The following is a 24,712-nucleotide window of genomic DNA, read 5'->3' as shown; positions in this document are numbered from 1 at the left end:
AAATAACAGTATATCTCTGATCTCCTAGATTATGCAATCAATATATCAATTTATGTTATGCGCTATCTTTTAATTAAGAAACTTTTTCATTTAGTCAATATTACATATTAAAAAAATGCTAAAGCCTTAATTATAGCAAACAGTTAAAATAAGCATCTATTAATTTTTAAAACAATTATAAGATAAACCATATTAAGCAGTTTGTCAATTTATTTATCCGTTTTCCGAATCAAAATTCATTATACATAAATAATTTCAAGTTTTCTCATTTTCTAATTATCACCATACTAATAAAATCAAATAAAGTGCACAACTTGTAGGTGTCTTAATTATCTCACTGCATTTTTAATTTATCTTCCACTAACCCTAAGTTGTTTTTTTATTTTAAAACTTTTCCTCAAGATTATGAAACAATTTAAAAATCATTACTCGTTCACCTGTACGCGAGCTTATATCCGTATGAAAACTTTTCACTTTCTCTCCAGTTAATTCTAGTATGATCTCTTTCAAATCGTCAATTCCAGATTCAACTAGCTCCGAACGATTTTTCTTTATCGTTAGCATACCGTCTTTCGTTTCGCAAACAGTATATTCAGCCGGTGTTAAAATACCTTGTAAATTTACGATAATCATATCTCGTAATATATCTGTCTTAACGGATATAGACCCGCGTCCTAGGTAGTCCTTTTCCCAGTGCGTAATTGCTTTGCTTATCTCTGATTCAATAGAGCCTTTTGAGTATTTCATTTATGTATCCTCCTTTAATAAAATAAATTTACAATAACAATATAATAATCTGGATTGATTTTATTTTCAATTATGGAGAAGAATTTATTGGGATTGTTGCAAGGTATCCTTTCATATCATAGTGATTTTTTATATTACAATATGGAATTTCTGATCATTCCCAACAAGATACTCTTACAATAAAGGATCTATTGTATAGATTTCCAAAAGGACACTATTGTGACATAATACACAAACGAAAGAGCCTACTCTGATGAGTAGACTCTTTCTCTTTTTAATAGCTCTGCTACTGTTGAATCAACTGTATCACTAAAGGTTGTACTCCCCAAAAGATGGTATACGATCTGTTCCCATCTTTTTTCTGACTTAAGTTGATGCGATTATATCATTCTACAGCTTATATATGTTTTTGTATCCATTCATGTATAAATTGTTTTTCACCTGGAGTAAAGGCTAGATCCCCATAACGAATTTTCTCGTACACTTCTACAATTTCATGTGAACAACCGATACGTGTTAACCATTGTTGAATCGTTTCATAGGAACGTCTTTGTTTAGATAATGGCAAATTCCGTTCCCATTTCACTAATTCAGCACGTATAGGATTATGAGGCAATGCATTTATTTTTTTCTTTCCAATAGGAGATTGATCTATTTGGTACGGGAGGGGGTTTTCATCTATCTTATCTTGTAGCAATTGTTTTTTATTTCTTCTGGACTTATAAATGAGTCCAACAATAAATAATATGATAATACAAGAGTAAATTATTATATTATTCTTAGATGTAATTTCTCCCTTTAAAAGAGGAATGTGTGAACTTTCATCCCCCGGTTCTCTAGGTTCATCAATCCATAATTTCCCGCCCTTTTCGTCATCCGATTTATTATTCGCTTCACCATAAAAGTCTTCCTTACCCTTTCCACCGGTCAACGTTTCTGCAAAACCATCTATAAGATAAAATTTTGTGTTATTAATCATCCATTCCTGAAATATTTCGCGTGAATATAGGGCTCCTTGTGTTAGAAAAAAGGCAACAATTATAGTAATACAAAATACAATTAAGCGAAACCTAGCAACCATCCACTTGTCCATACTATCTCCTTTCTATTTTACAACCTGCAACCAGTTTGTTTGCTGCTTTGGTGGATATCCAATTATAAGTGGGATAGCACCCGGTTCTTGCTTTCGGAAACCGGTTTTATAAAATACCTCTGAGGACACAGGCTGGTCATTTTCCGTAATTGTAGACAACAATTGTAAAGCCTTATATAATTGTGAGCGATTTCCTCCCGAACGGATTTGTAAAATACCGTTATTATGTACACTATTTACCCATAGTTCAAAAGAGCAATCTTGTACAAGTAACTGCTTACACACCCCAGTCGTTACCTCAATTAGCCATTCTATATCTGTACGCCATGTATAAGAATTCTTACCAACAAGATTGAGATAAACCGCATAACGGTCCCCTTGCGAAGGTTCGTATTTTTTAGCACTTAATACTCCTGTTCTTGCAGTTGCTCCCCAATGAATAGATCGAAACGCTTCTCCTTCATATGGTTTTACACCTATAATTTTTGTTTCGTTATATAAAGGCGAAACCGTTGCTGTACGGTACCCTTGTTGCCATCGCTTCGTTTCTGGGATAGTTACCTTCGCGATCCTTGGATAAACATGAAATAAAGGCACTTGTTTATATTTGTATGTATAATGTAAAGTAACGAGGCGAAAAGGATCACTCATTACAATTTCTATATGATCCCATTTCCATTTACCACGTTGCTTAGCTTGCGCATACAAATCAATGACAATCTCCTCATTTTTCGAAAGAGATAATGGAATACTATAAAAGTTTCCATGCTTTACCCAGTTTTCTTTTATATGCCAGTCTATCCCTCTTTGTGAACGAAAGCAAAAATTGAGAAAGGGAATAGGCATTTTCATATCATTTTGAATATATATTTTACAATGTCCCTTTTCATCAATAAAAAGCCGCTCATGATACTGTACAATTCTCCATTTTACTTTAGAGATTTTACTAACATACCAATGGGCAAATCCAATTAATAAAAAATAAGAAAACAACAAAAGAAATACAACGAAATTTTGATAAATTAACCAAAGAATAACAGTTATAATTATAAATACTATAATACTAGATAACTCTGCTATACGATGTTTTATAACGATAGTCTCTATCATATTGACTCCACTGGAGCTGATACAGTTTCTAAAATTTCTTGTATAACTTGTGTCTTAGTTGTTTTCATTTCTCCTTCAATCGTTAGGGTTAATCGATGTGAGCAAACTGATTTTGCAAGAAATCGAAAATCTTCTGGTGTACAATAACTACGTCCATTTAATAATGCTCTTGACTGGGCGGCACGCATAAAAGCTAAAGAACCTCGTGGACTAACACCAATTTCTACCAAATTATGTTCACGAGTAGCCTTAACAATATCTAATAGATAGTTTTCTACTTCTTCGTGGATTAAAATATTCTGAGCTTGTTGTTGTAAATCTAGAATCTCTTCACATGATAAAACACTTTGTAAAGATTCCATTGGATTCCCTAGACGAAATCTACGTAGCATTTCTCTTTCATGTTCCCTATTTGGATACCCTTGTCGAACAGTTAATAAAAAACGATCCAATTGTGCATCTGGGAGTGGAAATGTACCAGATGATTCCAAAGGATTTTGTGTAGCTAATACTAAAAACGGGCTCGGCAATTTGTAAGTATGACCAGAAATAGTTACAGTACGCTCCTCCATTACTTCTAATAAGGCCGATTGTGTACGAGGTACCGCACGATTAATCTCATCTACAAGTGCGATATTTGCGAAAACAGGACCCATTCGAGTTTTAAAATCAGATTCTTTCATATCAAAGTATTCGAGACCAATGACATCACCTGGTAATGTATCAGATGTAAATTGTAAACGTTGGAACTTACCATCTATACTTCTTGCTAAACTTTTTGCCAATGATGTTTTTCCTGTTCCAGGAACATCCTCTAAAAGGATATGTCCGTTTGCTACCAAAGCAATCATGACTAGTTCAATTGCAGCGTCATTTCCAACAATAATCTGAGCAATATTATTTTTAACCGCCTTCAATATATCCATCTAACCCTCTCCTTTAATCAAAAAATCCTAACAAGAAAACCTTTATTCTCCCAATTTATTAGTTTTGTAAACTAGTGTAGTTGATATATCGATATTAGTATCTAAAAATAAAATTAAAGAGATGTGTTTTAAAGCCTTCTCCTTAAAAATACTAAATATTCTGCATATTGTAAATAATTTTGTTAATTTATGTAAAATACAAATTTGTAATTGGTAGATTTGATTTTCTTGTTTATAAAGGCTTAGATATGACAAGTGATGAAGTTGTAATTTATTAGTATTTGCATTTCGACTCTTAACGTTAAACTTAGTCAAAATAAAAACCCCAATCTCTATATAAAAATTGAGAAATTAGGGTTAAGTCACTTAACAATATTTTTATTTAAAACAAATAACTAATTAATAAGCCTGCTGATAATAAGAAGCCGAAAATCGTATTTGTCATCGCTGTTGATTTCATTGCAATACGCATATACCCGGGATCCTTTGCTCCTCTTCGGAAACTTTGAACGGCAGAAATTGGTTTTCTCAAACCTAGGAACATAACTAATGCCCAAGGGCTTATATAACCCATCAATACAATTACTGCAATCCATAAATAAGCAATGAAAAAGGCTACCGCTAGTGTTACTATTGCTTTTTCTCTCCCAAGGAGGATTACTAATGTCTTTCTTCCACCTTTAATATCTTCTTCGATATCTCGGATGTTATTCGACATGTTGATTGCACCGACTAAAATTCCAATTGGAATGGAAATCAATACACTTTCAGTCGTTATCGTATTCGTTTGAATAAAGAAAGCGATGAGTACAAAACATGTCCCCATTAACAATCCCGAAACTAATTCTCCAAACGGAGTGTACGCAATTGGTAATGGACCACCTGTATATAAATAGCCAACCGCCATCCCAATTAAACCGATGACGACTAACCACCAGCTACTATTCATACAAATATAAACTCCAATAATTGCTGCTACTACATACAATAAAAGTGCAACTGTCAACACATTTTTTGGTTTCAATCCGTGACGGACAATTCCGCCACCAATCCCAACAGAATCAGCGGTATCTAATCCACGTTTGAAATCATAGTACTCATTAAATAAATTCGTCGCTATTTGCAATGCTAAACATGCAACCATCATCGCAATAAATAACAGCCAATCAATTTTGGCAACATAAAGTGATGCCACTGTTCCTAAAATTACAGGAGAAAACGTCGCCGTTAACGTATGCGGGCGCGTCATCTTCCATATTAATTTAGCGGAACTAATTTCTTTTTCTGTCCCCATAACTCTGTTCAATCTCCCTACTTTAAGTATAAATTACTAGCAGTTTCTTTTTATCTATTTCCTGCCACGCATCTATTATAGCAAAAAAAGAATTGGCGATAGAACTTTAATGCTCTTGCTTGCACGATAACTTTGCATTTAAATATCGTTTTTCTAATATGGGGTACAGACGCATACTCATCAACTTAAGAAAATAGATTCACCCCAAAACGAAGAAATGAGCTTAATTCTCAGATATAACTGTCGAGAGGTAAAATTTTTGTTTTGGTGGTGCTTCAAAATATTAGCTTGATGGCGATGAGACTGCCCCCCTAATACTTTATTTTAATAATGACTCTTTTCATGAAATAAAACTCCATTATTAGCCTAAACCATTTTTTAGATTTAACAATAACAAGTGTGCTTCTTTACCTTTCAGATAGTCTCTATTATTCTAATTTCTTCATTTCTTTCAGCCATGCTATCTCCTTTTCTGAAGCGTTTTCTATTTTATACAGTTCATAGCTACCCTTTATCTCATCTATCACTACAAATTCAACTTCATTTCGAACATAGCTTTTAGTTTTTCCCTTTTTATAACCAATAACATTATCTAATATAGTTTTTCCACTATCTTTTTTATATAAATTATAGCTAACAGGTGGACGTCCAATTACATACTTATTATCAGAAAATCCGACTATATCATCCCTTCCTAACCCTGTCGAAACACTCCAGACAAAAATAATCTGAAATATAGAATAAACAACAATACCGCACATGAAAAGAAATAGGATTGATTTAAAAAATAGCTTTAAAGATATCCTGTTCAAAAACATTCCCTCCCATTTCACCTCGGGATAACAAGAACAAAACGTGAATTTTGTATGCTAAGAAACCGAATTTTTTAGATTTTGAAATCCGTCCCCCGTCAGTGCCATAAGAAAAAGAGTTACCGCAGTAACCCAATTGCTTATAATACACGTCACTAGGAAAAGCTATGGATGAATAAAGTCATTCTATGAAATTTCCCACAATCTTTTAACCTCCACCAATTCCTGTCCATTGAATTCCATTCTATATATATCTGGCTTTGATGTCTGTAGTAAAAAATTCAAATCATACTTACTGTCATAATACCCCATCATCAACGTCATAACAGCTCCATGAGTGCCTACTACTACTTTCTGTCCTCGATAGGTGTTTAATAATTCTTTTAAGACTTTTATAGCACGTTTCTGACAGTCGACATTAGACTCTCCTCCCGTTAAAGCAAAGTCGGGTTCGAAAAATGACTTTTCTATCAAAGGAAATAATTCTTTATCCGACATTCGTTCCTCTTCAGCAATAAAAATTCTCTCTTTTAAGTCTTCAAATACTAAAACTTCTTGTCCTATTTGCTTCGCTAACTGCTGAACAGTTAGAATTGAACGATTGTATGGACTCGAGATAACAACGTCGATTCCCTCACCTTGTAATATATCTGTTATTCGTTGAACATCTAATTTCCCTTTTTCGGTTAATCCTCTTGATGCTTCTTTTCCAAACTTTGGTGAATCTCCGTGTCTAACCATATATATGAAAGTTTTCATAATTACCTCCAGTTTTTTTAGGTTTCTTTATTCTGTATATAGCTTATATTAATTAAAAAGAACTTTCCCAATGACCATAACTAATAATTACTATAAATCCTTCTGCATGCGATATCTTAAATACATACATTTACAATTCCGTGAATGTAAATGTATGAAAACAAAAGAACACGTAAAATGGAGAGCTAAAAAATACGAGTTCTGTTCTAGCTCGTATTTCATTTTCTAATTAATAATTCGTTTGCATATTCACGAGCCCAATGATCGGCGTCTAATACTGTTTCCAAATCTGGATTTGCAATGCTATGATGAGCTTCAAGAGTAGAATAAATTGTTTTTTCAATATCAAAAAATGAAATTTTATTTTGTAAATATAGCACATTTGCAATTTCATTTGCTGCATTTAAGACAGCTGGTGTTGTACCACCAATTTTCCCTGATTCATACGCATAATGTAAGCAAGGGAATTTTTTGAAATTTGGTTTTTCAAAGTGCAGGCTAGCTATCTCTAGTAGATTTAATTTTTTATAGTTTGATTGTAATCTAGTTGGATAATGAAATGCATATTGAATCGGCATTCTCATGTCAGGGGCACCGAGCTGTGCCATGATGGATCCGTCTATAAATTCAACTAAAGAATGAATAACACTTTCTTTATGAATTAAAACATCAATTTTCTCATACGGGATATTAAATAACCAACGTGCTTCCATAACTTCAAAGCCTTTGTTCATTAATGTAGCTGAATCAATGGTTAGTTTTGCTCCCATTAACCAGTTGGGATGCTTTAAGGCATCTTTAGCTTGTAAGATTTCCATTTCCTCACGTGTTTTATCTCGAAATGCACCGCCTGAAGCAGTAACAATAAGCCTCTCAATTTCTTTAGTATTTTCCCCATTTAAACATTGAAAAATGGCAGAGTGCTCACTATCTACTGGAATTAAGCGGCAGCCGTTTCGTTTCGCCAAATCTGTCACAATATGCCCTGCTGCAACTAATGTTTCTTTGTTCGCAATTGCTATATCTTTTTTCGCTTTTAATGCTTCAATTGTTGGAAGGAGACCAGAGACACCGACAACTGAAGATAATACAAGATTAGAATCAGGGTAAGTTGCAACTTCAATTAATCCATCTGTTCCATATGTGACTTTTGTGTCCGTAGAAATTCGCTTCCGAAGTGCATCTGCTAAATCTTTTGTGCTTACGCTTACAATCTGAGGGTGAAATGTATGTATTTGTTGTTCGAGAAGGTCAATATTGTGATTTGCTGTTAAACCAATAATTTTAAAATGTTCTCGATGAGAAGTGACTACATCTAATGCAGACGTACCAATTGAGCCAGTTGAGCCAAGAATTGAAATATATTTTACCATGATAATTCCTCCAAGGTTGTATAATCCCTCGTTACACACCTATCCTACGATTCTATAGAAAGAATAGTGTATATTTCATTTTAGGCATTATATTATATTGAAATTTTATTCAATCTTTCCTGTGATGGACTACTACTAGTTCTAACAAACAGACCGTTATATAGGAAAAATGCCCCTATTATTACAATCATACCAATATAAACAGACATCATTGTAGGAATTAAGAATGCACCGACGATAATAGTCATTCTTGCAATTAGGTCCGCCCCAATATCTGATAGGCCCGCAAAGGCTGAATATGATCCTCTCTTGTCAGCCGGAATCATATTAGCTTGTTCTGCATTTCTGATTGGTGAGTAGACAAGTTCACCAACAGTAGCAATAAAGTTAAAAATAATTAGTACGTACCAAGTGTTTGAAGATGTTACTGCCACATAGCCTATCCCATAGAGCACAAGACCTAAAAGTAACGCTTTTTTCCCACTTATATGATCTGTAAATTTATTTATAATAAATGTTAAACATACTACTAAGAGCATATTTTGTATGTTAAGAATACTTAGCATCCTCACTCCTACTATTTCAAAGTCCCCAATGCTTATTGGATTGAATGTTTCTGAAAGTCGTACACCAATATAACTGTTTAACGAAAACTCTGCCGCAAATATGCAGGTAGACCCTATTACAACTCTTAAAAATGCTCTATCTTGAATAGCAATTTTATAATTTTGAATTAGGTCAAGTACTATATTTCCCTGCCTTTTTTCTAAGCATTCTTTAACTTCTGTAACTAGCCAAATTTTATAAGCAATCGGTACTGTAGCAGAAACACAAGTCAGTAGTATAAACAGCTCTTGTTGATGATTAATGTATAAAAAACCACCTAATGCTGCACCAATTGCCATAGAAAGATTCATAAGCCAATAGTCAATTGTATAGACAGCCTTTCGATTTTCCGGTGTAGTTGAGTCTATGATGATAGCCTGCATGGATGGACGCCCAAGACTGCTAGTTATTATAAAACCTACATAAGCGATTGCAAATAACCAAATCATCTTATCTGTCGGATATAAGCTTAAAGTCATGAATAAAAACATCAAAGTACTAGAAAAAGAAGTTAACAATAAGATTTTCTTTCGTTGAAATCGATCTGAAATGTAACCTCCAATTAAATTTGAAAAAAAACTTAACATAACCGTTAAGATTAAAAATAAGCCAGCCCATACTTTATTTATCTCTTGAGCAAAAAACAATGCCATAAAAGGCATTACTGCTGATGTAACAGCACGATAAAAAAATGATGTAATTAAACGTACTTTTATATTTTGTTCAAATTCTTTCCAATTCATCGTATCTCCTCCCCTTGTCTAATGTTATATTAAACTAGACTTATCAAATTAAAAATGGACACCTTCAGAAAAACATGTCCACTTATAAAAGGAGATAGGAAAATGGATAAAACTTTACTGAATCTATGGCAATCATTTTCTTCTGGAAATATAAAAATACAAGACCTAGCAGATTTTTTAAATTTAAGTACAAAGCAAACAGTACGTTACTTACATAAATGGATGGATGAAGGTTGGCTAACTTTCATTTCTGGAAAAGGTAGAGGAAACCCCTCCTCTCTTCAATGGTTGAAAAATGTAGAACAAATCTATGAGTCACAAGTAATGGAAATTATGGACCAACAGCCTGTTGAAAAAAGTAGTAAATATTTACTATATAATTGGTCTCCAAACAGTAAACTCCGCTTAATGACTAAGTTTCATTCAAAATTTGGCTATATACATAATTCAGATGACAAATTAATTATTCCTAGAAGGAGGCCCTTTTTAACAACACATCCGCTCGAAGCTGCCGATGTACATAGTGCACATATTGTTGCGAATGTTTTTAATCGACTTGTTTATATGGATGAAAAGGGGAACATATTCCCTGAAATAGCTCACAGTTGGGATTTAACTCAATCTACGCTTAGACTATATTTGAAAAAGTCTATAAAATTTCATGATGGATCCATTTTAACAGCGTCTGATGTGAAATTATGTCTCTCAAAATTACGCAGTCATACATACTATAAAGACTTATGGGCACCCATAGAAAAAATAGAAGTTATATCACCATTAATTATTGATATACATTACCCAAAGGGGTGTAGTTATTGTTTACAAATGTTATGTATGATAAATACAAGTATTTATAAAGAAAATAACGGTCAAATCATAGGAAGCGGTGGTTTTTATATAGGAGAGAATAGCCCGGAGAAAACATCATTGATAGCATTTCATGATTATTTTCAAGAAAGACCTTTGCTAGATACAGTAGAATTCATTCAGGTCCCTCTGGAATTTGATACTATTTATCAATCTTCCAAACACCATAAATGTAATTCTACTTTTCAAGTAGAAAGGAATTCCGGTTTTGGCGTTATAATTATGAATGCTTGGCGCGATTCTTCCATTCAGCACATAGATGTTCGTAATTACTTACATTCTATTATCGCTAACAATATAAATCATATTCATGAATATGATTCTCAAAAAATCCCAAATATTAAAAGCTGTTTAAAAGACATAGATCATCAAATCAATATCCCAAAAAGAAAACGTCCTGAATTTAAAGAACCACTTATTGTAAAAGCTACTCAGTATACAGAAACAACCACAAAATGGTTAATGAATATCTTAGAAAAAGAAAATATACCTTTTCAAGTTAAATGGGTTCCATTTGAAAACTATCTTAGGGATGAAAAACTTAATGAACAAGTCGACCTTTTTATTCATGGTGAAGTATTCGAGATGAATCAAGAGATATCATTTTATTATTTTTTAACAGCTAGATATTCACCATTAGCTAAAGTTTTAAAAACAAATAAATCACTAAGAAACCAACTATCTAAATACAAACATACACATTTTGAAGAGTGGCCTTTATTAAATAAGAATCTTGAAAAAGAACTGATAGAATCCTCTATTATGATTCCCTTATACTATGATACACGTCAAATTCCTTTTTCATCAGATTTAACGAATATTAAGATGAAATATTTTGGGTATGTGGATTTTTCTCAACTTTGGATAAGACCTTTAATTTAAAATTCGCAAGAAACCTAATCCAGTAGAAGCAGACGATTTGTGTTTATGTGATCTTGGTTACTTCATTTTAGGAGACTTACAAACTATTCATGATAACGGAGCTACTACATCTCGCGGTTGAAGCTGAATACACACATTTATATCAAGAACCCTGATTCAGTTTTGAGCATTAAGCTTACTGGTTATGACAACTACATTCAATTTTTCAAAAGAAAATCCGTTGCTCAAATGCGAACAACGGACCTTCTTTATTTGAACCAATGTAAAACATCCTCGGCAATCGCTTCCGGTCTATCCCAATGCATTAGGTGCCCTGTATCTGTATAAAGCTTAGTCTTAATATCAATATGCTTACTAAATTCCGCAATCTGCAATTCTCTTATTTCTAAATAATCATGTGGAAGATCACAATATAATAATAAAATATCGCTTTTAATTTCATGCGATTTCAACGTTTTATACACCGTATATTGAAACTTAATTACACCTCTAGCGGTATCGCCAGTAGCATGCCATTTCACTTTATTATCTTCTTCTCTCATTAAATCATAAACCGCACGTTCTATTAATGGCGACCATCTAGTGTAAACCATTTTTTCTGATTGGATGAATGCTTCTTTACTATCAAAAATATATTCATCAAAATCTTTTTCGTAATGGGTGATTTCTTCTTCTAATGACCGAGGTGGGCACTCTCCTTCTTTCGCACCTTTATATAGATTCGCAAAATAATCCGCGTTCATTTTGCCATGATGATAACCACCATCTAACAATACCATTTTATTCACTTTTTCTGGGCATTCTGCTGCATAATGGAGCGCAACACTTGCTCCCCATGAATGTGCTACTATATGAAATGTTTCTTTTCCTAGCTGCTCAAGTAATGCTACTACCCATTTTGTTAAATGAGATGCACCGTAATCTTCATCCTTCCCGAAACTTGGTGTTTTCCCATGTCCAGGTAGATCAAACGATACAATATGAAATTTATCTTTTAAAAGTTCCGCTATTTCTATAAAACTTAATTTTGTACTTCCTAGACCATGTAAACAAATGATTTGAGGATTACTTTTATCTCCCCATTCACAAACACTTGCTTCATATTCACCAAATTCTACAAAAAAGTGATTCATTTTTAATCTCCTCTAATTGTTAGATATAAATTAGTTTGAATGTAAAATTATTTTTTCATAATAAATAACTTCAACAAAATTATCCAAATCCCTTTTTCGTAAATGGTCTTTATAGACTACGAAAGTTAGAAAATACTAAGCGCTTATCATTTAAGTTAATGGTTAGACTACATCTTCACGCCTATGAAATTAATATAGTGTAATAATTGTACAATACGTTTATCGTATGTGTGATTTCTCAAAGTTCGTTCCAGTCCATTTTTTGCTATTTGTTTTCTTTCTTGTACATGTTCCAAATAATACTCTGCTTTTTGTATAAACTCCCGTGCACTATTAAAAGTTTCTATTTCAACACTTGGTATGTAATGTTTCGCCACATCTAGTCGTATATCAGTTAATTGAAAAGAGCCTACAGCATTAATTTCAAACGTCCTATTATTTACTGAATATGCTTGGATATTTGCAGCATTACAATTCAATTCCTGATCATTTGGTGAACGGTGTAAATTTATATTGATTTTAGTCGATACGTAATATTGCAATGCATCCTCATACTTCGCAAGTGGCAAGACTTGTATTTTATCCTTTAATCGTTCATAATTCTTTAACTTCTCCCAACCGAACCCCACAATTTTTATGTCTTTTTCTGCTAAATACTCTGAAATAGCATCAACAAAGTTAATTCTATTTTCAAATGCTGTGCCTATAAAACTAAGATCATATTTATATGTATCTTCTTTCTGAGAAGGCTTAAACACATTTTGATTTGCTGCTAACGGAAGATGAAACACATTCTTACATCCTAACCCTCTATAAAACTTGATACAATTTAAATCTTGCGTAAATATGTAATCATAATACGGCACAAGATGTTGTGTTACATCCGTATAATACGGATCATCTGTCAGCCAAAGTCCAGTAGTAAAACCCGCACTCTTTAGTACTGGTATGACACTAATAATCCCCTCGTTTAAACCACCGAGTACCAAAATAAAATCCGGTTTCATTTTTAATGCGGTTTCTATCGCTCGTTCCGGGTTTACCATAATTGTATTACTGTTTACCTTTTGTAAACTATTCAAAATTGCTTCTTCGATCATTGGGTAATAAAAAGGAATGCCTGATTGAATAAATAAGATTTTCTTAGGCGTATTATCTTTCATGTCATCTCCCCTATTTCTACATAATCAAAGTGCACGAAAATTAGCAGTCTTTATTCATTTTTATGACATCTTACTTTACATGTATAAGCAACATTTATGTCCATTATGTTGCACTCCCCTCTTTTCACATGCTAATGACCATACTTCTTTTGTTCATATCCTTACCATGATGTATCTATCATTTTTTATTACTTATACAAATTCATAAAAGAAAAAACAAAATTATTTTTCTCCTTTTCTTATCAGTTACACCATTTCATAATACAAAGTTGCGCTTTTTACTCATGCTTTTATATATATCAAAAGATACACTTCATATATAAATAGATGAAAAGGAGTAAATAAAATGAATGCATTAGTATCTGCAAAGAATGTAACAAAGATTTATAACAAAAACCAATTACCTGGACTTAATAAAGTGTCATTTGATATTAAAGCGGGAGAATTTGTAGGTATCATGGGGGCCTCTGGATCTGGAAAAACGACTTTATTAAATATTTTATCCACTATCGACACACCTACAGATGGCGATGTTTTTATAAACGGGGTCAATATCCAAACACTTAACAATAATAAATCTGCTGATTTTAGGAAAGATTATTTAGGTTTTATTTTTCAGGAGTATTTTTTACTTAATAGCTTAACAGTAAAGGAAAATATTGCAGTTCCCCTTACTCTGTTAAAAAAATTACCAAAGGAAATTGAATCAACAATAGAAAGTTTAGCAAGGCGTTTTGGAATATTTGAGCAATTAAGCAAGTATCCTAGTCAACTGTCGGGTGGACAAAAACAAAGAGTTGCAGCTGCAAGAGCCCTTGCAAAGCAGCCTAGTATTTTATTTGCAGATGAACCTACAGGCGCGTTAGATTCAAATTCTGCAACAGAACTACTTCAAAAATTAAAAGAGGTAAACGAGGAACTTCAAACTACCATTTTAATGGTAACTCATGATGCCTATGCAGCCAGTTTTTCTAGTAGAATTTTAATATTCAAAGACGGAAACATTATAAAAGAATTAAAGAAAAATAAACAAAATAGAAAAGAATTTTTCGAAGAAATATTAAAAGAAATCTCTAAAATTGATGAAAATCGATATAACTAGAAATACGAAAGGAAGATTGAACTGTGGGATTATTTACAATCGCAAAAAAGAATTTAAAAAATAACTTCTCCTTCTATTCATTCTATTTTATTTCAGTAGCTTTTGTACTGATGGTATTTTTTTCCTTTATCTCTTTTTCCATGAACGACATTGTCATGGAAAAGATTTCGTCTGATGGTAGAGTAGAAACAATGTCAAAAACAGTGGCGATCTTTGTTATGGCATTTGTACTATTCTATATGTCATACTCTAATACATTTTTTATGAAAAAAAGAATGAACGAACTCGGCATTTACTCCCTTTTAGGATATAGAAAATCAACGATGCTAAAACTGTTAACTTTTGAAAATATTATCATTTGCTTTGCTGCCCTATTTGTAGGAATTATTTTTGGTGCCATTGCTCATAAAGGAATTGTAGGAGCTATAATCAAAATATTAAAATTACAAATCGATACTTCTAAAGTACCATTTATTAACCTTGATGCAGTACTATTTACCTTTGCTTTTATCTTTGCTGTTCTTTTTGTTTTATCTTTATCAAATTGGATTATTCTTCGAAAAAGTTCCTTACTAACTTTAGTACGTATGGAACAAAAAGAAGATAAAAAGATAAAAATCAATACAGTTTTTTCACTACTAGGATTATTTTTCATTTTAATTGGCTATTTCTTAGCAATCGATATTACAAGGGGCACGAACTCTTTGTGGAAAACAATTGGCTTTTCTCCAATCGCTCTCTTAACGATGTTCAGTGTAATATTAGGGACGATCTTCTTTATTCATTCATTTTTACCATATGCGATTCAACAGCTAAAGAAAAATAAAATATGGTTTTATAAAGAATCCAATATTATCGTCATCCCAAACTTTATATTTAAAATTCGTTCAAAAGCAAAAACTTTCATTTTATTAACCTTATTAACCGCAGGAACTTTAGCTATATTCAGTTCTACTCTACTGACTCTTTACTATCCTGTTGCCGCTACAGAACGGATCGTACCTTCAGCTATCGAGTTTCCTTTAGACGATAAGGACGTAACCAATAAAGCACTACAAACTGTACAAAATACTGTCGGTAAAGAAAATACAAGATATACAGAAACAACCATTATTAACGGGAAATCTAATTCTGATAATTTACCGAAAGAATATCGTATAAAAAAAGAACACGGATTTGACCTTATCTCTGAGTCAGATTACAGAAAGTTAATACATATTCAAGATAAAAATGTAGAATTTAATCATCTAGCTAAAAATGAAAGCATCCTAGTAAAATATCGACCTGAAAAAGAAAATCTAGATAAAGGGAAAATATATACTTTAAATTTAACGCCTACAACTAATATAGATATTAAAGTAAAAGACACTACATTACTTAATTCAATTGGATTTGCAAATAGTGTCGCAACACTTATTATCTCAGATCAACTTTATAAAGAAATAAAAGCTTTAGAATTACCCGAAAAAACGATAGTGAGTTTTAATGGATTAGATATGAGGAATAATAAAGCAGTTTATGAAAACTTAGCTCCACTATTTAAAAATAATAGTTATTTTACAAGCAGTTACCAGAAAAATGATTATATTATTCAGCAAAATAGCTCAACATTCTTGCTCATTAGTTTTGTTACTATCATCTTCTTTATTGCAACAGGCAGTATTCTCTATTTCCATAACCTTTCAAGTATGATGGCAAATAAAAATGAATTTATTATTTTAAATAGAATAGGCTATAACAAAAAGAAGATAAAAAGAATAATAAGTAAAGAAATTTTCACCTTGTTTAGCATTCCTTACATAATAGGATTAGCACATAGTATCTTTGCATTAATAGCTTATAAGACTGCTTTAATGGATGACCTATTAGGAAAAAGTAGTGCGTTTATATTACCGATTCTTTTTGCAATATTTATTTTTACTGTTGTATATATCGTTTATTATTTGTTAACAAAAAGAGCATGTTATAAAATTATATTTAACAATAAAAAGTAAAAAACTATAAATAAAGCTGATGATAAATAAAGTGAAACTTTAATCAGTGGGTTTTTTCTTCATCCCCCACTGATTATCATCCCTCACCAATCGGACTTTTATGGGCAGTTGATCCTCCACCTAAATTCTTTGCTTTCGCTGAATTTTGAGGTGGGGGTCTTACTGCCCATTAAAGCCGGATAAAAAAACATCAGCTTTATCTGTATGTAATCTAACAAAGGTAAGTGATTTTATGAAAAAGTACTATGAGCAAAAACAAATTTTAATTTTAATTAACCAACTTTGTATGATTATTTTTCTATGCTACGAATTTTCGATAGACAATATTATAGGAACAGCAAAATTACTCCCTTTACTGCTTATAACGATCATAGCCATTTATGGATCATATCTTAGTTTTATCAACTTAAAAAACAATACTCTATTATCACAGTTTTCTAGTTTACTACTTTTTACTTCTTGGCAGTTTTTACTTACACTGAACGATGAACCAATTTTTCGTGCATTCAGTACACTACTAAGTGTATTCATTCTATATAAAATCGTGCAATTTATACTCCTATTCTTTTTCCAAGATTCTATTTATAGTTATAAAAAAGAAAAAGATTGGATTTTACGAGTTACATGTTTACTTACATTAGGTGCATATTTAATAAACGATAGAATATTTTCTGTTCTATTTTCATTTCAATGGCTTATCAGTGTTAGTGGGATTATTTTTCTATTCCTGAAACATAACAAACGAATTAAATTTGTTTTTAAAAGTGAAAAAAAGCATTTACTTACATCTACTGCAATTCTTATCTTCCCCTTTATCGTATATGTTACGTTATTTGGGAAGAGTCCCGAATATGTAAATAATTTAGGATGGTACACAATAATTCTGTTCCCCCTATTTAGTATTCATGCAATAGCTTTTAAAAATCATATATCTATGAAACAATATTTCCACTTAAAAAAAAGTGCAATTGCTTTTATGTTTGTATGCATTTTTATTTTTATGAGTTCACTTGGAGTACTATTTCAATTTAATATGATTACTTATTTCATTTTTATACATACAATTATTTGGTTCGTTCAGCTTTATTTCACATTATTATTTCAAGACACAAAAAACACTATCTCCAATTTGAATACAAAAAAATTAAAAAATTTGCCAGACAGTTCGTATGTTCATAGCTTAGTACAAATCGTAAAAGAAGAACAATTAAAAAGTGATTTTTCTAATTATTTACATGATGAAATACTACAAGACATATTAGCTGTTAAAAATATGATGAACAAATCTAACAAAAAACAAATTCATAATATGATCGTAGCGACACTGGATAACTTAAGTCATACAATACGCATTGAAATGCAAGAGTATCATCCAACTCTATTAAAAACACTTACATTAAAAGAAAATTATCGTAATTTACTTAAAATGATACAAAAAAAATATGAAACGAAACATGTTAATATATCCTTTACGTGTAACGACGACTTGTTTTTAGTAGAACCTTATCACCTTGTCGTATATCGAATATTAAAAGAACTAGTAACAAATGCATTCAAACATTCAAATTGTTCAAAGTTACATTTACATTTAGTACAAGAAGATGGGGAAATAAAACTTGTTGTGAAAGATAATGGCAAAGGTTTAACAACTACCGAAGCAGATATTTTGAATGGTCATAAAGGATTGAATTCGATTAAAGAACAGCTATTTTTATTAAATGGTAAAATGACCATTTCAAATAGTAACCCTTCTGGTTTATGCATTACTATTATCATTCCTATGAAAGGAGACGATTCCTATAAACATTTTATTAATAGATGATCATGCTTTGTTTGCTAAAAGCTTGGAAATAGCCTTAGAAGATTATCCTGAAATAGATGAATTCCGTTCATTACAAAATGTTGAAAATGTCGTTACAACTATCAACCAGTTTAAACCAGATATTATTTTATTAGATATTAATTTAAGCAATATAAGTAGTGAAGATGGTTTAGAAATAGCAAAAATAATATTGGATAGTAAATGTGATACAAAAATTGTTATATTAACCGGTTATGATTTACCTGTTTACCAGTATGAAGCTCAAAAACTAGGTGTAAGTGGTTTTATTAATAAAAATATTTTACCTGAAGTATTGGTGAAAGTACTACACGATATTAATAAAGGCGCATCTCATTTTCCACCCCCTATAGAAACAATTGAAGAATTGACTCATAGTGAAAAACAAATTTTACAATTACTGTGTGATGGCTATAAGCGCAAAGAAATTGCTTCTATGTTATACGCTAGCGAACGTACAATTTCCAATCATATTCAGCACGTATTTGATAAATTAAATGTTTCATCTTCTTTAGAAGCTGTCACTAAAGGGATAAAATTAGGTTATATTCAACCTACTTATCGTTAAAGAGCCTACTCAAACGAGTTGGCTCTTTCTTCTCTACTTATTAATGAAGACAACCTTTCTCCCCTCACTCTATAAACTTCCAAATGTTCTTCTAATTCCCTCTCATCACTTAATACACTTAGCGCTTTCTTCACAAAATTCCAATTCAAACTACCGGATAGCCATAGTAACGAAGAAAGTCTTTTGTAATCATTTGATGTTACAATATTATGAGCCTTATACCCTTCTAAAAATGCACTAGCAACACTTGAACATACTTCATGAGAATGTATTCCTTCTGTTCGAGAATACCACTTTAGTAAAAAGGCTAGTCCTTCAATACGATCAACATATCCAATCGATTCAACATCTACAATTCCTTTTACCTGCTCACTTGAGTCCCATAAAACATTCAAAGGATTTAAATCTGTCTGTACGATAAACTTTAATTCACTCGTATATGCACACTCTATATGATATGTAGCTAGCTTTATATACTCCCGTAATTCTTTGCATGCGCTTGCCTTACTTTCTAACATATGAATAAACTGGGCATACCCATCCAAATGTGATTTCTTTTGAAAAATCGAGCTTTGAAATGCGCAAGATATGTCATGAATCTTTCTTGATTCCTTTCCAAAGGCTTTTGCGATAGCTTCTGTACAATGTGTAATATGTTCTCCCTCAATCCAATTAGACAAGACAAATCTGTATTGTTCCTCATTCCAAGCGACAAGTGTAAATGGCTCTCCTGCCCTATTCTTATTTATCTGCATAAAAGGAATTCCATGTTCGCGTACATAATACGTAAACCATACTTGCTCTATCAGTTGTTCGTTTGATAACGCTCCAAAAGCTGGGTTGATTGTTCGCTTGCTATTTATAAATCTTGCGGAATATCGCTTTCCATTTACGATGATTTTATAGTGTAAATCTGTATGCCAACTGTTCTTATGTAATTCTTCTTCCACTGCTAATGTATGAATTTCTTTAAAATAATTTATTAATACGTCTTTTATTATGTGTTTCATCCTATTCTCCTTACATGTAAAAATCCTCGATGATAGGTTTGTAAAATACACTTAATTTACTCAAAAGGAAAATAATATCCTACGTAATTAAACACATTTGTAAACCCTACATTTTCCACAACTGCGATAGAAGACTTGTTCAATTCCATACAGTCCCAATATGGAGTAATGTCATTCTCCAAACAATCTTTCACAAAACTATGAGCTATCGTTTGAGCTAATTTTCTCCCCTGGTGCTCTTCTATTGTTTCAATATCTATACAGTGTATATTTTCAAATACAAATCCTGAAAAACAAACACTCACAATTAGATCACCATACACAATGCAATAACCGATTCCTTCATTGAAAAAACAATCTGGTGAAGACCAAAACTCTAAAATTTTTGATTGTAAAAAATCAATGTTCTTAAATGTGTTATTATTATTTTCATAGAGAGCTTTACTCATTTTTAGCACAGTATATCCCTGTTCAAATTTAGGCTCATGATGATTTTCATAATCCTCTTTTCTTAGCATATACACTCTTTGATTCCAACTCTTTAAGTTACGGTGCTGAAATATTCTTTCGATTGTTTTATTCCACTTCGAATGATTCCCGATTCCTTCAAAGCAATCTAGTCCTGCTTTCCTCGCCTCAGGTACTATTACATGATTAATAAAACGATTCATTTCTTTATTAAACTCTTCATTTTCAGCATCTCCAATAAAGAAGAAGCCATCATTATTACCTAACCAAATGAGTCCCGAATTAGGAGAAGTCTCGTTATCTACAAATATTCGACCAGGATTCACTCCCGTAATTACAGCTTTGACTTCTAACTGACCTTGTTCATTTATTAAACTACTACATTTATAAAAATCATTCTTGCTTAATTCAGAAATCATAAGTTAAACCACCTTTCCTAAACCAATCTATTCTAACTTTATCATTACGTCAGAATATTCTCTATTTAATTTAGTGTTTTTTGTAAATCAATGTAGTCTATGTATAAAAATTGTTTCATACATTGAAGCTCAGACTACTCTTTTTCCTACCAGATTATCAAATCCCAAATAAACATGTGAGGGTATAGTTGGGAACATATAATCGGTATGACGAAAAAGAGTAACTATTATTACATCATCCTTATTTAAAACTCAACCAAGCATCCGCCCAGTCCGCATGATCATTTCCATTACCGTTACCTGCATCATCAACGACTAATTTTAATTCTTTCTTGCCAGTAAGATCAACATCAACAAATTTTGCTGGCGTATTATAGTACATTGTACCGCTATTAAATGCTTCTACTCCATCAAGCAGTACTTTAAACACGACCGAACCGCCTTTACCACCAGGCTCTTGATCAATTCCTACATATGAATTAAATCGTTTGTAAGTTGCATTTGATATATCATAGGTAATTTCTGACTTCGAATGCGTTCCGATTCCTTTTTTATACGTAATCGGTCCTGTCGTTCCAAGTAATGAAATTGGGTTTCCGTCAGTACTTTTATCTTTTTGAACGGTTGCCCATCCAGCAGTTGCTTTTACCCACGAGATATCACTCAGATACATACCACCAGAAGCGACTTGCACTTTCGTTGAAGTTACCACCGCATTCCCCAATTTTACAGAGACACCAACTTCTTTCATTCCTTTAAACTGAGTTGGCGGAGTGATAACAAACGAATAGGTTTCTTCTCCTCCTGCCGGTAATTGAAAGTCTGTTGTAGATGGTTGTGCATTCCATCCTTCTGGTAATTGCAATTCAATTTTTCCAGGTGTCACTTTTTCCTTTATCTCATTTTGAACTTTTACTTTTAATGTAGTAGAGCCACCTTCAACAACAATTGGATTTGGTTCTACCTTTGCCGAAATGAGCTTTACTGCTGGAGTTACTTCTATTTGATTCGATTTACGAACTGTTCCACTATCTGTATTCACTTCCGCTTCAATGGCGTACTTGTTAGCAACTATATCGATAGGAACAGGTAAATCCGCCTCGATTGTTTTAGATCCTCCTGGTTCAATACCCTCAAAAGCTACTGTAATCGGTTTTACATTCCAGCTCTCAGGCCCCTTTATAACCACTTCACCTGAAGAAGATTTCAATGTACCGAAGTTTGATACATGGGCTTTTACCTTCACTGTATTTCCTGCCGTTACACTGTTCGCAGATTCTAAATCGAAACTAAGCATAGATTCAATTTTATAAGATTTACCTTGTTCCGTTTTAAATGAAATCGTATCGCCATCCTTCGTATATTGTACCGGTGTATTTGTTCCAACTCTTGTCACAGTAAATGGTGTATTAAACATCGGACTTTTTAACTTTACATCATTTCCATGATCCGAAGTCACCTGAATGACTGTAGGAACACCGTTTTTCCAGTCTGCATTAATTGTAAAAGCACCGCGTGCTCTTAATCCTTTATAAGAACCGTCCTTCCAAGCTTTCGGAAGTGCAGGCAATAGTTGAATGGAGTCGGTATGGCTTTGAATTAACATTTCAGCAATTCCTGATGTTGCGCCAAAATTCCCATCAATTTGAAACGGTGGATGCGTATCAAATAAGTTGCTGAGCGTACTTCCTGTCAGTTGACCTTGCAGGATTTTATACGCATGGTCACCATCTAACAAACGTGCCCATAGGTTAATTTTATTCGCTTTACTCCAGCCTGTTCCCTCGTCACCACGATGGTTTAAAGTAACTTTAGCTGCCTCTAGCCATTCTGGTGTATTGTGATTAATCATACTTCCTGGATATAGCGCAACTAACTGGGATATATGCCTATGCGTTTCACCAGGATCATCTATATCGTCCTTCCACTCTTGCACCTGACCATATCTACCAATTTGAATTGGCGGGAATAATTTATCCCTTTTCGCCTTTAACTCATCCCGAAATACATTATCAACCTGTAAAACTTCACTCGCTTCAATTACATTAGAGAACAATTCATATACTAACTGTTGGTCAAAGGCACATCCATTAGAAATTCCACCAAGCTCTGGAGACCAGCACGGAGAAACAACTAACTTCTTATTTTGATCTTCTACTAAAAACTTACTATGAAACTCTGCCGCTTCTTTCAGTATCGGATAAATCTTTTCTTGTAAGTATTGTTTATCATCCGTAAATTTGTAATGCTCCCAAAGGTTTTGACCAATAAAGGCATTCGCACTAGGTGCCCATCCCCAGCCTAATCCCCATCCAGGCGCAGTAAATCCAAATGGATTATTCATCGTGTTAACGATCCATCCGCCGCCTGTAACACCAAAATGTTTTTCTGCTGAAACCCTTCCCGGTTCTCTCAATGAATCAACATAATCCATTAATGGCTCAGCTGTTTCAGACAGATTTGTCACTTCTGCAGGCCAATAATTCATTTGGAGATTAATATTAAAATGATAATCACTTTCCCACGGTGGTGTGTTCGAATTATTCCATACCCCTTGTAAATTTGCAGGAAGCGTTCCTGGTCTTGAAGAAGAAATGAGCAAATACCTTCCATATTGGAAGAATAGTTCTTCTAAATACTTACTGTTTTCTTTACTGTAAGATGCTAGTAATTCATTTGTTGGAACGGATGGTTTTTCTCCTCCTAAATTTAAAGAAACACGATTAAATAAAGAGTAATAGTCTTTTATATGTGTATATTTTAAAACCTCATAACTCTTGTTAGAAATAGCGGACATAATTTTTTCAACCTTTTGATGTGGATCTTCCCCCTTATAACTCGGGTACTTATTTTCATAATCAGTAGCTGCAGTCATAATAATTGTTAAACGATCTGCATTTGCTACTTTAATTTTCCCATTCTCTGCTGTTAATGTACCGCCTTCATTCAGTACTTTAAATTCCGATTCATATTTCATTCCATTATTCGTTATTTGCCCTTTCATCGTGATTTTATTATCTACAGACGTTACTTGCCCTCCCTGTGCGCTCGTTGGTCTAACATCTAATGAAATCTTTTTCGCTTCACTAGCTGTTAAACGCATGACCATAACGCGATCAGGATAACTTGTGAAATATTCTCTATTGTATTGAACATCTTTATAGTTATAGGAAACCGTAGCAATTCCCTCATTTAAATTTAATTCTCGGCGATAATTAGAAAATGCAGACGCATCTGGCATATTAAAATCTAAGTATATATCTCCAAAATTTTGATAGGAACCAAAACCTTTTTGAAGACCTGTCAGAAATTGTGAAGACTCCCTTTCTGCTCCTGACTTATCACCTTTTGCTAACTTTTCTCTAATACTACCTAAGTGACTCGCTGCTCCATCACGATTTCCGTACGTATACTCACTCGTACTGTTTGGTCCGCCAGTCCAAAGCGTTTTTTCATTAAACTGAATACGCTCTTGCTGGACGCCGCCAAAGACCATTCCGCCCATATAACCATTACCAATTGGCAATGCTTGTTTTTCCCAATCTTTTGCCGGCTCATTGTACCAAAGTGTTAATTTCTTTTCCTCTGGTTTTGGAGTTTCAATTGTAATAGGTGATGTTGCCTCGACTTTATTAAACTCTCCTGTGCTTCCTAAAGAGAATAATAGAGTACCAAAAAGCAATCCTCCTGTTAATACGTTTTTAAGTTTCAAATTTCCATCCCCTTTTGAAAAGCGAATGTAAAATGTCCCCTTCTGCACATTGACTTATTCTATTCTCCCCATGAAATTCGCTATTCTTTTA

At 32.9% G+C, this 24,712-nt stretch carries 19 protein-coding genes and 1 pseudogene; 6 read left to right on the top strand and 14 right to left on the bottom strand.

The features are described from left to right. Positions 1-384: 384 nt before the first annotated feature. The 4 genes from MR070_RS11210 to MR070_RS11195 form a co-directional block, all read right to left on the bottom strand. Complete coding sequence (locus MR070_RS11210; protein ID WP_242261278.1) at positions 385-747, bottom strand: Na-translocating system protein MpsC family protein; 363 nt, start codon at positions 745-747, stop codon at positions 385-387. 397 nt (positions 748-1,144) lie between these two features. After that, positions 1,145-1,840 (bottom strand): hypothetical protein, encoded by a 696-nt coding sequence (locus tag MR070_RS11205; protein ID WP_061678347.1) that lies wholly within the window; start codon positions 1,838-1,840, stop codon positions 1,145-1,147. Between the two features lie 12 nt (positions 1,841-1,852). Further along, positions 1,853-2,950, bottom strand: a complete 1,098-nt coding sequence (locus MR070_RS11200; protein ID WP_000573342.1) for a DUF58 domain-containing protein — start codon at positions 2,948-2,950, stop codon at positions 1,853-1,855. Continuing rightward, complete coding sequence (locus tag MR070_RS11195; RefSeq protein ID WP_139895219.1) at positions 2,947-3,876, bottom strand: AAA family ATPase; 930 nt, start codon at positions 3,874-3,876, stop codon at positions 2,947-2,949. The genes MR070_RS11200 and MR070_RS11195 overlap by 4 nt, the downstream gene beginning before the upstream one ends. 188 nt (positions 3,877-4,064) lie before the next feature. On the opposite strand from MR070_RS11195, the pseudogene MR070_RS11190 reads away from it, so the two are divergent. Continuing rightward, a pseudogene (locus MR070_RS11190) lies at positions 4,065-4,154 on the top strand (GNAT family N-acetyltransferase); the annotation flags it as partial. A 104-nt stretch (positions 4,155-4,258) separates the two neighbouring features. On the opposite strand, the gene menA reads toward MR070_RS11190, so the two are convergent. The 5 genes from menA to MR070_RS11165 form a co-directional block, all read right to left on the bottom strand. Further along, positions 4,259-5,170, bottom strand: coding sequence for a 1,4-dihydroxy-2-naphthoate polyprenyltransferase (menA, locus tag MR070_RS11185; RefSeq protein ID WP_070806458.1), 912 nt, complete (start codon positions 5,168-5,170; stop codon positions 4,259-4,261). Between the two features lie 428 nt (positions 5,171-5,598). Further along, entirely contained in the window at positions 5,599-5,982 is a 384-nt protein-coding gene (locus MR070_RS11180) for a hypothetical protein (protein ID WP_098670269.1), read from the bottom strand. A gap of 186 nt (positions 5,983-6,168) precedes the next feature. After that, positions 6,169-6,741, bottom strand: a complete 573-nt coding sequence (locus tag MR070_RS11175) for a histidine phosphatase family protein (RefSeq protein WP_098270449.1) — start codon at positions 6,739-6,741, stop codon at positions 6,169-6,171. Positions 6,742-6,959: 218 nt separating this feature from the next. Beyond that, on the bottom strand, positions 6,960-8,114 hold the full coding sequence (locus MR070_RS11170; protein WP_242261276.1) for a 1-deoxy-D-xylulose-5-phosphate reductoisomerase: 1,155 nt from the start codon (positions 8,112-8,114) through the stop codon (positions 6,960-6,962). Positions 8,115-8,206: 92 nt separating this feature from the next. After that, positions 8,207-9,463 (bottom strand): MDR family MFS transporter, encoded by a 1,257-nt coding sequence (locus MR070_RS11165; protein WP_242261275.1) that lies wholly within the window; start codon positions 9,461-9,463, stop codon positions 8,207-8,209. A gap of 102 nt (positions 9,464-9,565) precedes the next feature. Between MR070_RS11165 and MR070_RS11160 the strand changes: the two genes are divergently transcribed. Beyond that, positions 9,566-11,212 (top strand): ABC transporter substrate-binding protein, encoded by a 1,647-nt coding sequence (locus tag MR070_RS11160; protein WP_242261274.1) that lies wholly within the window; start codon positions 9,566-9,568, stop codon positions 11,210-11,212. Between the two features lie 248 nt (positions 11,213-11,460). Here the strand turns inward: MR070_RS11160 and MR070_RS11150 are convergent, their stop codons facing one another. Both MR070_RS11150 and MR070_RS11145 read right to left on the bottom strand, forming a co-directional pair. Beyond that, complete coding sequence (locus tag MR070_RS11150) at positions 11,461-12,345, bottom strand: alpha/beta fold hydrolase (RefSeq protein ID WP_242261273.1); 885 nt, start codon at positions 12,343-12,345, stop codon at positions 11,461-11,463. A gap of 167 nt (positions 12,346-12,512) precedes the next feature. Next, positions 12,513-13,508: a CgeB family protein gene (locus tag MR070_RS11145; RefSeq protein WP_242261272.1), complete on the bottom strand. Its 996-nt coding sequence runs from the start codon at positions 13,506-13,508 to the stop codon at positions 12,513-12,515. 346 nt (positions 13,509-13,854) lie between these two features. Between MR070_RS11145 and MR070_RS11140 the strand changes: the two genes are divergently transcribed. From MR070_RS11140 to MR070_RS11125, 4 genes are all read left to right on the top strand, one after another. Then, on the top strand, positions 13,855-14,610 hold the full coding sequence (locus tag MR070_RS11140) for an ABC transporter ATP-binding protein (protein ID WP_139895217.1): 756 nt from the start codon (positions 13,855-13,857) through the stop codon (positions 14,608-14,610). Positions 14,611-14,633: 23 nt separating this feature from the next. Then, positions 14,634-16,604, top strand: a complete 1,971-nt coding sequence (locus MR070_RS11135) for an FtsX-like permease family protein (RefSeq protein WP_242261271.1) — start codon at positions 14,634-14,636, stop codon at positions 16,602-16,604. Positions 16,605-16,836: 232 nt separating this feature from the next. Beyond that, the gene (locus MR070_RS11130) at positions 16,837-18,426 is read left to right on the top strand and encodes an ATP-binding protein (RefSeq protein WP_242261270.1); all 1,590 of its coding nucleotides are present in this window, start codon (positions 16,837-16,839) and stop codon (positions 18,424-18,426) included. Beyond that, positions 18,404-19,012, top strand: a complete 609-nt coding sequence (locus tag MR070_RS11125) for a response regulator transcription factor (protein WP_139895214.1) — start codon at positions 18,404-18,406, stop codon at positions 19,010-19,012. Before MR070_RS11130 ends, MR070_RS11125 begins: the two co-directional genes overlap by 23 nt. Before the next feature lie 5 nt (positions 19,013-19,017). On the opposite strand, the gene MR070_RS11120 is transcribed toward MR070_RS11125, so the two are convergent. The 3 genes from MR070_RS11120 to MR070_RS11110 form a co-directional block, all read right to left on the bottom strand. Beyond that, positions 19,018-20,022 (bottom strand): phosphotransferase, encoded by a 1,005-nt coding sequence (locus MR070_RS11120; RefSeq protein ID WP_242261268.1) that lies wholly within the window; start codon positions 20,020-20,022, stop codon positions 19,018-19,020. A 56-nt stretch (positions 20,023-20,078) separates the two neighbouring features. Further along, positions 20,079-20,909 (bottom strand): GNAT family N-acetyltransferase, encoded by an 831-nt coding sequence (locus tag MR070_RS11115; RefSeq protein WP_000622594.1) that lies wholly within the window; start codon positions 20,907-20,909, stop codon positions 20,079-20,081. A 241-nt stretch (positions 20,910-21,150) separates the two neighbouring features. Further along, positions 21,151-24,621, bottom strand: coding sequence for a glycosyl hydrolase family 95 catalytic domain-containing protein (locus MR070_RS11110; protein WP_242261267.1), 3,471 nt, complete (start codon positions 24,619-24,621; stop codon positions 21,151-21,153). Positions 24,622-24,712 lie beyond the last annotated feature (91 nt).

Source organism: Bacillus cereus group sp. BfR-BA-01453, from assembly GCF_022662915.1.
Taxonomy (GTDB): domain Bacteria; phylum Bacillota; class Bacilli; order Bacillales; family Bacillaceae_G; genus Bacillus_A; species Bacillus_A paranthracis.
This window is presented reverse-complemented; position numbering and strand designations above follow the sequence as displayed.